Source organism: Demequina phytophila (assembly GCF_000971135.1).
Lineage (GTDB): Bacteria > Actinomycetota > Actinomycetes > Actinomycetales > Demequinaceae > Demequina > Demequina phytophila.
The window spans coordinates 302,995-315,547 of record NZ_BBLW01000004.1 but is presented as its reverse complement, the minus strand read 5'-3'; the positions used below and the strand labels follow the sequence as shown (position 1 = coordinate 315,547).

Annotated in this window: 12 protein-coding genes; 4 read left to right on the top strand and 8 right to left on the bottom strand. The window is 74.3% G+C overall.

The annotated features are described in order from the left end of the window. Positions 1 to 21 precede the first annotated feature (21 nt). The gene (locus tag AOM01_RS08360) at positions 22 to 1,248 is read right to left on the bottom strand and encodes a galactokinase (RefSeq protein ID WP_062291744.1); all 1,227 of its coding nucleotides are present in this window, start codon (positions 1,246 to 1,248) and stop codon (positions 22 to 24) included. 125 nt (positions 1,249 to 1,373) lie between these two features. On the opposite strand from AOM01_RS08360, the gene AOM01_RS08355 reads away from it, so the two are divergent. Continuing rightward, on the top strand, positions 1,374 to 1,919 hold the full coding sequence (locus AOM01_RS08355; RefSeq protein ID WP_062291742.1) for a hypothetical protein: 546 nt from the start codon (positions 1,374 to 1,376) through the stop codon (positions 1,917 to 1,919). A 199-nt stretch (positions 1,920 to 2,118) separates the two neighbouring features. Here the strand turns inward: AOM01_RS08355 and AOM01_RS08350 are convergent, their stop codons facing one another. The 4 genes from AOM01_RS08350 to AOM01_RS08335 form a co-directional block, all read right to left on the bottom strand. Further along, positions 2,119 to 3,243 (bottom strand): Mrp/NBP35 family ATP-binding protein, encoded by a 1,125-nt coding sequence (locus AOM01_RS08350; RefSeq protein WP_062291739.1) that lies wholly within the window; start codon positions 3,241 to 3,243, stop codon positions 2,119 to 2,121. A gap of 64 nt (positions 3,244 to 3,307) precedes the next feature. Further along, positions 3,308 to 3,835 (bottom strand): DUF1003 domain-containing protein, encoded by a 528-nt coding sequence (locus AOM01_RS08345; RefSeq protein ID WP_062291736.1) that lies wholly within the window; start codon positions 3,833 to 3,835, stop codon positions 3,308 to 3,310. After that, positions 3,828 to 5,129, bottom strand: coding sequence for a magnesium transporter MgtE N-terminal domain-containing protein (locus AOM01_RS08340; RefSeq protein ID WP_062291733.1), 1,302 nt, complete (start codon positions 5,127 to 5,129; stop codon positions 3,828 to 3,830). Before AOM01_RS08340 ends, AOM01_RS08345 begins: the two co-directional genes overlap by 8 nt. A 54-nt stretch (positions 5,130 to 5,183) precedes the next feature. Then, positions 5,184 to 6,623, bottom strand: coding sequence for a pyridoxal phosphate-dependent decarboxylase family protein (locus AOM01_RS08335; protein WP_082110101.1), 1,440 nt, complete (start codon positions 6,621 to 6,623; stop codon positions 5,184 to 5,186). Positions 6,624 to 6,719: 96 nt separating this feature from the next. Between AOM01_RS08335 and AOM01_RS14375 the strand changes: the two genes are divergently transcribed. Beyond that, the gene (locus AOM01_RS14375; protein ID WP_062291730.1) at positions 6,720 to 8,120 is read left to right on the top strand and encodes an aminotransferase-like domain-containing protein; all 1,401 of its coding nucleotides are present in this window, start codon (positions 6,720 to 6,722) and stop codon (positions 8,118 to 8,120) included. Positions 8,121 to 8,210: 90 nt separating this feature from the next. Here AOM01_RS14375 and AOM01_RS08325 read toward each other — a convergent pair whose 3' ends face one another. After that, positions 8,211 to 9,215: an LLM class flavin-dependent oxidoreductase gene (locus AOM01_RS08325; protein ID WP_062291727.1), complete on the bottom strand. Its 1,005-nt coding sequence runs from the start codon at positions 9,213 to 9,215 to the stop codon at positions 8,211 to 8,213. A 160-nt stretch (positions 9,216 to 9,375) separates the two neighbouring features. Between AOM01_RS08325 and AOM01_RS08320 the strand changes: the two genes are divergently transcribed. Further along, positions 9,376 to 9,954, top strand: coding sequence for a VanZ family protein (locus AOM01_RS08320; protein ID WP_062291724.1), 579 nt, complete (start codon positions 9,376 to 9,378; stop codon positions 9,952 to 9,954). A 1-nt stretch (position 9,955) separates the two neighbouring features. On the opposite strand, the gene AOM01_RS14780 is transcribed toward AOM01_RS08320, so the two are convergent. Next, positions 9,956 to 10,087, bottom strand: coding sequence for a hypothetical protein (locus tag AOM01_RS14780; RefSeq protein ID WP_267127727.1), 132 nt, complete (start codon positions 10,085 to 10,087; stop codon positions 9,956 to 9,958). Positions 10,088 to 10,232: 145 nt separating this feature from the next. Continuing rightward, complete coding sequence (locus tag AOM01_RS08315) at positions 10,233 to 11,663, bottom strand: aminopeptidase P family protein (protein WP_156155902.1); 1,431 nt, start codon at positions 11,661 to 11,663, stop codon at positions 10,233 to 10,235. Positions 11,664 to 11,693: 30 nt separating this feature from the next. On the opposite strand from AOM01_RS08315, the gene AOM01_RS08310 reads away from it, so the two are divergent. Further along, positions 11,694 to 12,518, top strand: a complete 825-nt coding sequence (locus AOM01_RS08310) for a PHP domain-containing protein (RefSeq protein ID WP_062291719.1) — start codon at positions 11,694 to 11,696, stop codon at positions 12,516 to 12,518. The last annotated feature ends 35 nt before the right edge of the window (positions 12,519 to 12,553 follow it).

Genomic DNA, 12,553 nt, shown 5'->3' with positions numbered 1-12,553 from the left:
CCCGGGACGATGCGGGGCACGTCAGACCAGCAGGTAGCGCGGGCGGGGGACGGCGTACGTGTCGAACACGGCGTCGACGGCGCGCGCGACCTGGTCGAGCTGCGTCGCGCGGACCAGCGCAACCGCGCAGCCGCCGAACCCCGCGCCCGCCAGGCGCGCGCCCAAGGCGCCCGCCTCCATGGCGGCCTCCACCGCGATGTCGAGCTCGGGCGTCGAGGCCCCGAAGTCCGAGCGCAGCGACCGGTGCGACGTGAGCATGAGGGCGCCGATCTCGGTGAAGCGGTCGTGCGCGGGGCCGAGCCCGGCGAGCTCTGCCACCGTCTCCCGCACGCGTTGGTCCTCGGTGACGATGTGCCGCGCGCGCCGGTGCACCGTCGGGTCCGCGATGTCCCGCACCCGGGCGAGCGCGCCGGGCTCGTCGGCGAGGGCGCGCAGCGACGACACCCCGAGCGTGGCGGCGGCGAGCGACGCGTCCCTGCTGCGCCGCGCGTACGCCTCGCGCCAGCCGGGGTCGCGGGCGCCCGTGTCGACGAGCAGCAGCCGTAGCCCGTAGTCGGGGAAGTACAAGGGGTAATGGGTGAGCGCGGGCGGCACCTCCGCGAAGTCGAGCAGCACCGCCTCCCCGTCCTGGCAGCGGAGCACCGTGTGGGTGTCGAGGCGGCCGCACGGGAAGCCCACGTACGAGTTCTCCGCCTCCCAGCACGCCTCCGCGAGCTCGATCGCGCCCGCCTCCGTGTCGAGCGCGAGCCCCCACGCCGCCTCGCATGCGTGCGCGACGGAGGCGGTGAGCGCGGCGGAGGAGCCCAGGCCGGCGCTCGGCGGGAGGCACGAGTCGATCGCGAGGTCCAGCCCGGTCACCGGGTAGCCGCGCTCCTCGAGCGCCCAGATGACGCCGGCGACGCGCGACGGCCAGCCGTCGTCGCCGGGCGCGAGCGCGTCGAGCGCCCCCTCCCATCGCGCGCCCGGGCCGCGGACCGCGTCGCCCTGCGCGGTCACCACCCGCAGCGCCTGATCCTCGCGGCGGCGCACCGCGACGAACGTGCGGGCCGCGGTCACCGTCGCGAGGGTGAGCCCCTCGCTGTAGTCGGTGTGGTCGCCCACGATGGTGAGCCGCCCTGGCGCGGACACGATCGCGTCGGGCTCGCCGCCGAAGTGCTCCCCGAACAGCGCGCGGGCGCGGTCCGCACCCTCGTCCAGGCTCCAGGGCTCGAGCCAGCGAGGCGCCTCGTCGTCCGGGGACGCGGTCACGCCGCCATTGTGCCAGCGCGCGTGCCGGTGTGCCGGGCCATGTGCCGGGGGAGCGACCGCGCTATCAGCCGTGCCGCCCGCCGCGCCGCGCGTGCCAGAATGCAAGGGACAGCCGAGGAGGAGCCATGGCCCGCGAGTCCGCACCCGAGCCGACGGGACCGGAGGAGCCCGCCGGCGCATCGTCCCTCCCGCCGGAGGCGCCGCGGCAGGAGCCGCCCTCGGTGCTGGAGCGGGTCCGCCGCAACCGCGTGGGCGCGCTCGCCGCGGGGCTCGGCGTGGCCGTGGTGGTCGCGCTGCTGCTGGCGATCCTGGTCCCCGGCGAGCCCAACCTCTACGCGAGCGCGCTGCTGGGCCTGCTGCTGACCGCCGCGGTGGGCTTCACCGTGCGCTACCTGGCCGTCGACCGCGGGTGGGCGGCCCAGGGTGCGGCGTTCCTCGCGACGGTGATCGGCGTCCACCTCATGGGCGTGACCGGGACCCTCAACGGCCTCGGGTCGGGGCGCGGCGCCGGCCGCGGCATGATGGCGCAGCTGGGGTTCAGCGGGATCGGCTTCGACGACGCGCTGCTCGCCGCGCTCGCGACGCCCGCCGTGTCGACCGGCGGGGTGCTCGCGGGGCTGGTGGCCGCGGTGATCGTCGGCTGGGGCCCGCGCGACCGCGACCGCGGCTGAGCCCCTGGGCCCCCTGGGTGGTTCGGGACAACCAGTCCTCGATATTCCGTGCGGAGCCGCGTTTCGGGACACTCAGTCCCCCAGACGCCTGGAGGCACTGGGTCGCTTGGAGGCTTCTGCGCGATGCGAGGACTGAGCGTCCCGAACAAGCGCTCGGACGCGCGAACGGAGGACTGAGCGTCCCGAACCGACGTGTCAGCTAGCGCTTGACGGGCGTCACGCCCAGCGACCGGCCCGCGAGGCCGCGCTGGCGTGACGTGAGCCTGCGAGCGACCGCTCGCAGCGCCTCCGCCGCGGGCGAGGTCGGGTCGGAGACCACCACGGGCGTGCCGTTGTCGCCGGCCTCGCGCGCGGTGATGTCGAGCGGGATCTGGCCCAGCAGCGGCACGTCGGTGCCCAGCACGGAGGACAGGCGCCCGGCCACGGTCTGACCGCCGCCGGACCCGAACACCTCGAGGCGCGAGCCGTCGGCCTGCTCGAGCCAAGCCATGTTCTCGACCACGCCGACCACGGACTGCGAGGTCTGGGTCGCGATGGCGCCGGCCCGCTCCGCGACGCCCGCCGCGGCGGACTGCGGGGTAGTGACCACCAGGATCTCGGCGTGGGGGAGCAGCTGCGCGACGGAGATCGCGATGTCGCCAGTCCCGGGCGGCAGGTCGAGCAGCAGCACATCGAGGTCGCCCCAGAACACGTCCGCGAGGAACTGCTCGATCGCGCGGTGCAGCATGGGGCCGCGCCACACGACGGGCTGGCCCTCCGGCACGAACATGCCGATCGAGACTGCCTTGACCTCGTGCGCGATGGGCGGGAGCAGCATGTCGTCGAGGCGGGTCGGCTGGCCCTGCACGCCCAGCATGCCGGGGATCGAGAAGCCGAAGATGTCCGCGTCGAGCACGCCCACCTTCAACCCGTCGGCAGCCATCGCGGCCGCGAGGTTCGCGGTGACGGTGGACTTACCCACGCCGCCCTTGCCGGATGCGATCGCGTAGATGCGCGTCATGTTGCCCGGCTGGGTGAACTGGATGACGGGCTCGGGCTTGCCGCCGCGCAGCTTGGAGCGCAGCTCGAGGCGCTGCTCCTCGCTCATCACGCCCAGCTCGATGCGGACGTCGCTCACGCCCTCGACGCCGCGCGCGGCGGCGTCCACGTCCGTGGTGATCCGCTCGCGCATGGGACAGCCCTGCGTGGTGAGGTCGATGCCGACGACGGCGACGTCCCCCTCGAGGTCGACCGAGCGGACCATGCCGATCTCGGTGATGGGGCGGCGGATCTCGGGGTCGATCACCTTCGCCAGGGCGTCGCGGATGAGCTCTGCGGTAGGCATGGGGTCAATCGTAGGCGGTCCCGGGACCGCCGCCTCCCGCGGCCCGGGTGGACGATGCGTGGGTTCAGCGGGCGCGACGGGTGGGCTTGCGGTGGTCGTCGTCCTGATCGTCGGGCTCGTCCTCGGCCCGCAGCTCCTCGAGCAGCGCGCGGAGCTCCGAGCGCACGAAGTCGCGCGTCGCGGTCTCGCCGAGCGCCTGACGCAGGGCGGCGACCTCGCGGGCCAGGTACTCGGTGTCCGCGAGGGAGCGTGCGGCCTGCTGACGGTCCTGCTCGGCGGCGACGCGGTCGCGGTCGTCCTGGCGGTTCTGCGCGAGCAGGATGAGCGGCGCGGCGTACGACGCCTGGAGCGAGAGCATGAGGGTGAGCAGGGTGAAGCCCAGCGCCGCGTCGTCGAAGCGGAGGGGTTCGGGACCCCACGAGTTCCAGCCGAGCCACGCGGCGCAGAACAGCGTCAGCCACAGCAGGAAGCGCGGGGTGCCGAGGAAGCGGGCGATGCCCTCGACCACCACGCCGGCGCGGTCGGGGTTCGAGGGACGGCGTCGGAACAGGCCGCGGTCGGCGCCCTTGGGGCGGTCGAGACGGTCAGCCACGGGCGACCCCCTCCGCGGCGGGCTCCTCGGTGTCGTCCTCGTCCATGTGCTCGCGCCAGTCGCTGGGCAGCAGGTGGTCGAGGACGTCGTCGATGGAGATCGCGCCCACGAGGCGGTGCTCGTCGTTCACCACGGGCAGCGCGAGGATGTCGTAGGCGGCCATGCGGCGCGCCACCACGGAGAGGTGGTCGCCGGGATGCAGGGGCGCGATCGCGGGGTCGACGAAGTTCCCGATCGAGTCATGAGGGGGCTCGCGCAGCAGGCGCTGGATGTGCACGAGGCCGATGTAGCGGCCCGTCGGGGTCTCGAGCGGCGGGCGCACCACGAAGACCATCGAGGCGAGGGCCGGCGGCAGCTCGTTCTTGCGCACCAGTGCGAGGCACGTCGCCACCGAGGTCTCGGGGCCGACGATGACGGGCTCGGTGGTCATGAGGCCGCCCGCGGAGTCGTCCTCGTAGCCGAGCAGCTGCTCGACGTTGCGCGCGTCCTCCGGCTCCATGAGCTCGAGGAGGGCGGCCGCCTGCACCGCGGGCAGGTCGCCCAGGAGGTCGGCGGCGTCGTCGGGGTCCATCGCCTCGAGGACGTCGGCAGCGCGCTCGGACTGAAGCGTCGACAGGAGGACGATCTGGTCCTCCTCGGGCATCTCCTCGAGCACGTCGGCGAGGCGCTCGTCGTCGAGCGCCGCGGCGATCTCCGCGGAGCGCGACGGGCTCATCTCCATCAGGGCGGCCGCGAGGTCCGCGGGCTTGTGGTCCTCGAAGGCCTCGATGATCATCGACGCGCCCTGGTTCTTGTCGCGCGTCGACAGGCCGGTCACCTGGTCGACGTCGACCACCAGGGCCTCGCCGCGACGCGAGAACCCGAGGACGCCCTTGCGCCGCTCGGCGCGCCGGACATACAGCTTGGTGAGCCGCCACGTCTTGGTGCGGTCCTGCTCGATCGCGATGTCCTCCACGTACGCCGTGCTGCGGTCCTCCTTGAGCTTGACCGACCGCTCGAACAGCTCGGCGAGCGCGAGGGACTCGCCCGGACGCGCCTTGAAGCGGCGCAGGTTGATCACGCCGGTGCAGATCACCTGCCCGGGGTTGATCGCGGTGACACGGGTGAGGGGCATGAAGACGCGGCGGCGCCCCGGCACCTCGACCACGAGGCCCACGGCGGTGGGCGGGGTGCCGCCGGTACGGCGCACGACGACGACCACGTCCCGGACGCGGCCGACCTCGTCGCCGATGGGATCGAAGACCGGGGTGCCCGCGAGGCGCGCGATGTAGACGCGGTCGACTGCGGTGCTCATGGGCTCAGCGTAGCCCCGCGAGCGGGCCCGGTCGGGGAGGCGGCGGGGAGGACCTCAGCCCCGCACGCGTTCCCACGCGCCGAGCAGCGCAGCCGCGCTCACCTCCACGTCGTCCCTGGTGGTGGCCTGGTCGGACACCGAGATGCGCATCGCACGGCGACCCTTCCAGGTCGACGCACCCGCCCACATGGTGCCCTCGCGCTGGGCGGCGCCGATGACCGCGTCCGTGATCGCGGCGTCGCCGGGCGCTCCCGGCTCGCGACCGAACGCGACCAGCACCTGGTTGAGCGCCACCGGCGCGAGCAGCTCGACGCCGGCGCCCGCGAGGATGCCCGCGAACGTCCGCGCGTGGCCGCACGTGCGCTCGATCAGGTCAGCGACCCCGTCGCGCCCGTTGGCCGCGAGCATCGCCCACGTCTCGATCCCGCGCGCCCGCTGCGACATCTGCAGGCCCAGCTGCATGAGCGGACGCGCGTCCTCGCTCGCGACGTAAGCCGCCTGCATCGCGGTCGCCCGCTCGAGGTCGGCACGCTCGCGCACGATCGCCACGCCCGAGTCGTAGGGCACGTTGAGCCACTTGTGGGCGTCCGTGCCCCACGAGTCCGCGAGCTCGACGCCCGCGACCTGGTGGCGCAGCTCGGGGGACGCCGCCGCCCACAGGCCGAACGCGCCGTCCACGTGGACCCAGCCCCCCGCATCGTGCACCCGTGGGATGATCGCCCCGAACGGGTCGGACGCCCCGGTGTTGACGTTGCCCGCCTGGAGGATCACCAGGGTGAGGGCGTCGATGTCGGCGGGGAGGGCGTCGGCGCGGACGGCGCCGTGCTCGTCGGTCGGGACGGTCTCGACCCGGCCCACGCCGAGGCCGGCGAGGCGCGCGGCCTTGAGGATCGACACGTGCGCCTCCTCGCCGGCGATGACGCGCACCGGGGGCGCGCCGAAGAGCCCGCGCTCGTGGACGTCCCAGCCGGCGCGCGCGAGCAGGGCGTCGCGCGCGACCAGGATCCCGGTGAGGTTCGCGAGGGTGGCACCCGGCGTGAACGTGGCGGTCGCCGTGCGCGGCAGCCCGAGCAGGTCGACCACCCATCCGGTGGCAACCTCGTCCAGCACGGACGCGACAGGCGAGCCGACGGGGAGCGAGGGGTTCTGGTCCCACTGGCCCGCCAGCACCGCGGCGGCCGCGGCTGCGTTGTCGACGCCGCCGTTGACGAACCCGAAGAACCGGCCCTGCGCCTGCGCGACGGTGGCGGGCGAGCCGAAGGCGTCCAGCTCGGCGAGCACCTCGCGCGGGTCGATGCGGCCGTCCTGCAGGGGCCGGCGGAACACGTCGAGGGCGGCGACCGCCTCGGGCCCGGGCGCGACGGGACGATGCGCGGCGCCGGCGAGGTACGAGCCCGCCCTCCGCGCGGCCTCGGTGACGAGCGCGATCCGTTCGCGCGTGGAGGCGAGCGCGCGAGGGCTGGTGAGGGCCGGGGTGAGGTCGACGGTGCTCATGACCCCAGCCTCCGACGACTGGCCCCCTGTCGGAAGGGCCGCTCGAGGTGCCACTGGCACTTGCTTGAGGGTGCCACCTCGGGGTGGAATGGCCCCATGCGCACCACGGCCGACCAGCTCAGCGGCGTGCTCGACCACTGGAAGTCGGGCACCGGACCGCTCTACCAGCAGCTCGCGGACGCGATCGTGGCGCTCGCGGAGGCCGGATCGCTCGAGCACGGGGCGCGCATGCCGTCAGAACGCGCGCTGGCCACGCAGCTCCACCTGTCGCGCAACACGGTGACGGCGGCCTACCAGCGGCTGCGCGACCAGGGCTGGCTCGAGGCGTCCCCGGGCGCCGCCCCGCGGCTCGGGATGCGCTCGCGCGGGGTCTCCGCGCTCACGGCGCAGGACCGCTTCTCGAGGATCCTGGTGGGCCAGGAGCTGCCGCTCGTGGCGCTCAACACCGCCTCGCCGCCGCCCGCGCCCGCGGTGTCGGAGGCGCTTGCGCGGCCGGAGGAGCTGCTCGACGGGCGGGCGGCGCTGGGCAACGGCTACGCCGCGCTGGGCGACCGCGACCTCACGCTCGCGATCACCGATCACCTGCGCGCGCAGGGCATCCCCGCGCGGCCGGACGAGATCGTGGTGACCGCGGGCGCGCAGCAGGCGTTGTGGCTCGCGGTCACGGCGCTCGCGACCTCGGCGACGCCGGTCGCGCTCGAGGCCGTGACGTACCCCGGGGTCTTCGACGCGATCGCGGCGGCCGGCTCGCGGCCCTTCGCGCTGCCCATGACGGCCACGGGCCTCGACGTCGACGGCGCCGCCAAGCTGCTGCGCGCGGCCGCTCCCGACCTCGCGTACCTCACCACGTTCAACAACCCCACCGGCACGGCGGTCGCGGCCGCCGACGCGGTGCGCCTCCTCGACGCAGCGGCGGACGCCGGCACCACGGTGATCGACGACCGCACCCTCGCCGACCTCGCGCTGTCCGGCGAGACGCCGCGCCCGCTCGCCGCGCTGGGCACCCGCGCGTCCGTGGTCACGGTGGGCGGGCTGTCCAAGGTGTTCTGGGGCGGGCTGCGCATCGGCTGGCTGCACACCAACGCGACGCTCGCCGCGCAGCTGCGCCACCGCCGCGCCGCGATGGACCTGGGCAGCCCCGCGCTGTTCCAGCGGATCGGGGCGCGGCTGCTGAGCGAGCGATTCGAGGACACGCGGGCGTGGCGGCTCGAGACCCTGCGCGAGTCGCTGGACGCGACGCTCGCCGCGATCGCGGACGCCGGCCTCGACTGGGAGGTGGTGGTGCCCACCGGCGGGCCCTCGCTGTGGGTGCGCATGCCCGGCGTGTCCGCCGAGCGGTTCGCGGAGCGCGCCGACCGTGCCGGCGTGCCCGTGGTAGCCGGCGCCGCGTTCTCCGTGGTGCCCGGCGCGGGAGCGGACCGGTTCCGGCTGCCGTTCTACCTGCCGCCGGAGGAGATGCGGCTGGGCATCAAGACCCTCGCGGAGCGCGCCGCCTGACGAATCCCAATGTCACTTGTGACGCGATGTTCCTCGCGTGAAGGATGTGACAGCCTCACCAGGTGACGGGCGTCACTTCAGCCACAAGTGTCATTGGGAGTCTCCGGGGTGACGCAGGGCAGCACCCGCGAGCTCCACGGAGCGGATCCGCGCCTCGGGGTCGAGCGACGGGTGCACGGTGATGAGCTCGTCCGCGCGCGCCTCGGCGGCGAAGGCCTCGAGGCCCGCGCGCACCTCGCCGGGCGTGCCCACCGCGACCTTCGACATCATCGCCGCGATGCCGGCGCCCTGCGGGGTGGTGAGGAACGCGTCGATCTCCTCGTCGGAGTAGCTCACGGAGGCCGCGCCGCGGCTGATCATGGCTCGCACGCGCTGGCGACGGGCGTCGGTGAACTGGGCCCGCGCATCGTCCCCGTCCTCGGCCGCGACCACGTTGACGCCCGCGATCACGTACGGCTCCGGGTGCGCCGCGGACGGCCGGTAGGTGCCGCGGTACAGCGCGACGGCCTCCTCGAGCGCCTGCGGCGCGAAGTGCGACGCGAACGCGTAGGGAAGGCCCAGCTGCGCGGCGAGCTGCGCGCCGAACAGCGAGGATCCCAGCACGTACAGCGGCACATGCGTGCCGGCGCCGGGGGTCGCGACCACGCCGTCCGCGCGCGCCTCCCCCGCGAGCAGGCCCTGCAGCTCGACCACGTCCTGCGGGAAGCGGTCCGAGGCCTCGGGCGTGCGGCGCAGCGCGGCGAACACGGCACGGTCGCCGCCGGGCGCGCGGCCCAGCCCCAGGTCGATGCGCCCGGGGTGGAGCTCCGCCAGGGTGCCGAACTGCTCCGCGACCACCAGCGGCGAGTGGTGCGGCAGCATGACGCCGCCGGCACCCAGCCGGATGGTCGAGGTGTGCGCCGCGACGTGCGCGATCACCACCGCCGGCGCGGAGGACGCGATGGTCGCCATGCCGTGGTGCTCGGCGTACCAGACGCGGCCGTAGCCCGAGCGCTCCGCGGCCCGGGCCAGCTCGACCGAGTGCGCGAGGCTCTCGGCGGCGCTGCCGCCCGGACGGATGAAGGCGAGGTCGAGCACGGACAGGGCGAGGGGCATGGCGGGGTCCTTCTGAGGATGGTGCGGGGGTCCGGGGGTGCAACGCAGCGAAACGGCACCCTATGCCCGTTCGCCGCCCCCGCCGACGCAGCGGAAGCAGAGGTGGCCGTGACCTGTGTCGAAGCCAGGGACGATACGCGGCGGCGGCTAGGGTCCGAGTGTGACCGAGATCCTCCGCACCGTCCCGCTGCCGCTCGTCGAGCTCGCGGTCGGCGCGGCTGTGGTGGCCGCGTTCGCGGTCGCGATCCTCGTGCGGCGCGGCGGGCTCGACCGTGCCGGCGCCGCGCGCATCCTGCTCGCCGCGGTGCTGCTCGTGATCGCGTCGGTCACCATCCTGCGGTCATCGGGACGGGTCGCCTCGGCGGGCTGGATCAACCTGGTGCCGCTCCGCTCGATCTCGGAGCTCTGGACGGACCCGCACCTGTTGCCTGGTCCTCGCTGGCAGATCTACGGCAACGCGCTCATGCTCGTCCCGGTCGGCTTCCTTGGGACGCTCGCGGCACGGAGAGTCTCGTGGATCGCGGGGCTGGCGTGGGCGACGGCGACGGCGCTCGTTGTCGAGACCGTCCAGTTCGCGTTCGCGCTCGGCTCCGTCGACATCGATGACGTCATCCTCGCGGCCATCGGCGGCGCGGTGGGGGCGGCGCTCGCGGTCGCCGCCCAGCGGCTGTCGCGCGCGTGGGGCATCTCCGCCAGCCGTCAACGCTCCGCGGCGGTTCGAGCAACGACCGGCCCGTGACCTATTCGAGCGTGACGGGGTAGTAGGTCTCGAGGATCGGCACGAGCGGCGACGCGAGGTGCGCCTCGCCGAACGATGCAACTGGGTCCGCGGGGTCTGAGCAAGAGCCCACGGACACCGCGGGCGCGAGCACGAAAAGGGTGGCGAGGGCCCACCGGCCCCACCGCATCGTCCGCCGTCGCGACTCGCTCGCCGGCGCATCGTCGCACGTAGAGCGGCAGAGACACACGGCGCGCCCTCCCGTCAGGAAGGGCGCGCCGTGAACAGCACGGAACAACTCAGCGCGCGAGGCGCGCCATCCAGGCCTCGACCTCGTCGGGGTCGCGGGGGAGCGCCGCGGAGAGGTTCTCCGCGCCGTCGGCGGTCACCAGGATGTCGTCCTCGATGCGGACGCCGATGCCGCGCAGCTCCTCGGGCGCGACCAGGTCGCCCTCCTGGAAGTACAGGCCCGGCTCGATGGTGAACACCATGCCCGGCTCGAGCACGCCCTCGAGGTAGAGCTCGCGCTTGGCCTCCGCGCAGTCGTGGACGTCGAGGCCCAGGTGGTGCGAGGTGCCGTGCACCATCCAGCGGCGGTACAGCTTGGACTCGGGGTCCTCCTGCGCGGGCGCGATGCCCCACTCGGTGAGGCGCTGCTCGATGACCTCCATCGCGGCGAGGTGCACGTCGAGGAAGCGGATCCCCGGCCGCACGATCGCGAACGCGGCGTCGGCGGCCTCGAGCACGATCTCGTAGACGCGCCGCTGGGTCGCCGTGTACTGGCCGGAGATCGGGAAGGTGCGGGTGACGTCCGCGGTGTAGAGGCTCTCCACCTCGACGCCGGCGTCGAGGAGCAGCAGGTCGCCCTCGTGCACCTGGCCGGTGTTGGTGATCCAGTGGAGCGTGGTCGCGTGCGGGCCGGCGGCGGCGATGGTCTCGTAGCCCACCGCGTTGCCCTCCTCGCGCGCGTGGCCGTCGAACGTCGCCTCGATCACGCGCTCGCCGCGCTTGTGGGCCACCGCGCGGGGCAGCTCGGGGATGACGCGCTCGAAGCCCGCGATGGTCGCGTCGACGGCGTCGCGGAGCTGCTGGATCTCGTACTCGTCCTTGACGAACCGCGCCTCGGCGAGCGCGATGCGGACCGCCTCGGCGGGCTGGTCGGCGGTCGCGACGCCCTCGGGCAGGTCCTTGAGCGCCTCGGTCGCGATGCCGGTCATCGCGGCGAACTCCGCGAGGCCGGGACGGCGGCCGATCCAGAACTCGCCCGCAGCCGGGTCCGAGTAGAAGCCCTCGTCGCCGGGCTGCGCCGGCGGCACCAGGTACAGCGTGACGTCGTGCCCCTCGTCGGAGCCCTCGCGCGGCTCGAACACCAGGATCGCGCCGGGCTCGTGGTCGATCCCCAGGCCGGTGAGGTAGGTGAAGTCGCTCGACGGGCGGAAGCGGTAATCGGTGTCGTTGGCGCGGGTCTTGAGCTCGCCCGCGGGCACCACGATCCGCTCGCCGCGGAAGCGGGCGCTCAGGCGCGCTCGGCGCTCGGCGGCGTACGGGGCGGCGGCGATGCGCGTCACCTCGACGTCCTCGTGCGGCGCCCAGTGCGCCCCCATGAAGTCCTTGAACTCCTGGGTCGACGGGCGGGTGGTGCGGGCCTTGTTGGTCTCGTCCTTCTCAGTCACCCGGCAATGGTCGCACGGCGGCGGCGGGACGATGCGCCGCCCGGGTTCCCGCCGCATCGTCCCCCGGGCGGGGGCGATACTGGGCGCGTGCGCATCGACCTCCACACCCACTCGACCGTCTCCGACGGCACGGGCACACCCGCCCAGGTGATGCGCGAGGCCGCGGAGGCGGGTCTCGACGTGGTGGCGCTCACCGACCACGACGCCGTGGACGGCTGGGAGGAGGCCGCGGCCGAGGCGGAGAGTCTGGGCCTGAGGTTCGTGCCCGGGATCGAGGTGTCCGCGAAGGACCGGTGGGTGTCGATCCACATGCTCGCGCTGTGGCCGCGCCCTGAGGACGCGGCGCTCGCGGAGATCCTGGCGCTCACGCGGGAGGCGCGCGTGGGGCGGGCCCGCACCATGGTCGAGCGGATCGCCGTCGACTACGCGCTCGAGTGGGAGGACGTGGTGACGCACGCGGGCGACGCGGCCACCGTGGGCCGGCCGCACATCGCCGACGCATTGGTCGCGCGCGGCCACTTCGCGCGCCGCGACGAGGTGTTCGCCGAGGTCCTGCACAACAGCTCCCCGTACTACGTGCACCACTACGCGCCCGACGTGCACGACGCGGTGCGCGCGATCCGCGCCGCCGGCGGGGTCCCGGTGTTCGCCCACCCCGCCGCGCACGCACGCGGCAGGGTGGTCCCGGACCGCGTGATCGCATCGCTCGCGGAGGCCGGGCTCGCGGGGCTCGAGGTGGACCACCGCGACCACGACGCGGAGGCGGTCGCGCGCCTGGCCGCGCTCGCGGAACGGCACGGGCTCATCCGCACCGGGTCATCCGACTACCACGGGACAGGCAAGCTCAACCGGCTGGGGGAGAACCTCACCTCGGTGGAGGCGTTCGAGGCGCTCGAGGCGCAGCGGGGGTAGCGGGGGCGCCGGCGCGGGTCCGGCGGCCCGCCGAC

Bases quoted from the DNA above. Each gene is read 5' to 3' on its own strand.
- AOM01_RS08355 (WP_062291742.1), top strand. From the start codon at position 1,374: ATGGCCCGCGAGTCCGCACCCGAGCCGACGGGACCGGAGGAGCCCGCC.
- AOM01_RS08315 (WP_156155902.1), bottom strand. From the start codon at position 11,663: ATGCGGCGGGAACCCGGGCGGCGCATCGTCCCGCCGCCGCCGTGCGAC.
- AOM01_RS14375 (WP_062291730.1), top strand. From the start codon at position 6,720: ATGCGCACCACGGCCGACCAGCTCAGCGGCGTGCTCGACCACTGGAAG.
- AOM01_RS08350 (WP_062291739.1), bottom strand. From the start codon at position 3,243: ATGCCTACCGCAGAGCTCATCCGCGACGCCCTGGCGAAGGTGATCGAC.
- AOM01_RS08340 (WP_062291733.1), bottom strand. From the start codon at position 5,129: ATGAGCACCGCAGTCGACCGCGTCTACATCGCGCGCCTCGCGGGCACC.
- AOM01_RS08335 (WP_082110101.1), bottom strand. From the start codon at position 6,623: ATGAGCACCGTCGACCTCACCCCGGCCCTCACCAGCCCTCGCGCGCTC.
- AOM01_RS08325 (WP_062291727.1), bottom strand. From the start codon at position 9,215: ATGCCCCTCGCCCTGTCCGTGCTCGACCTCGCCTTCATCCGTCCGGGC.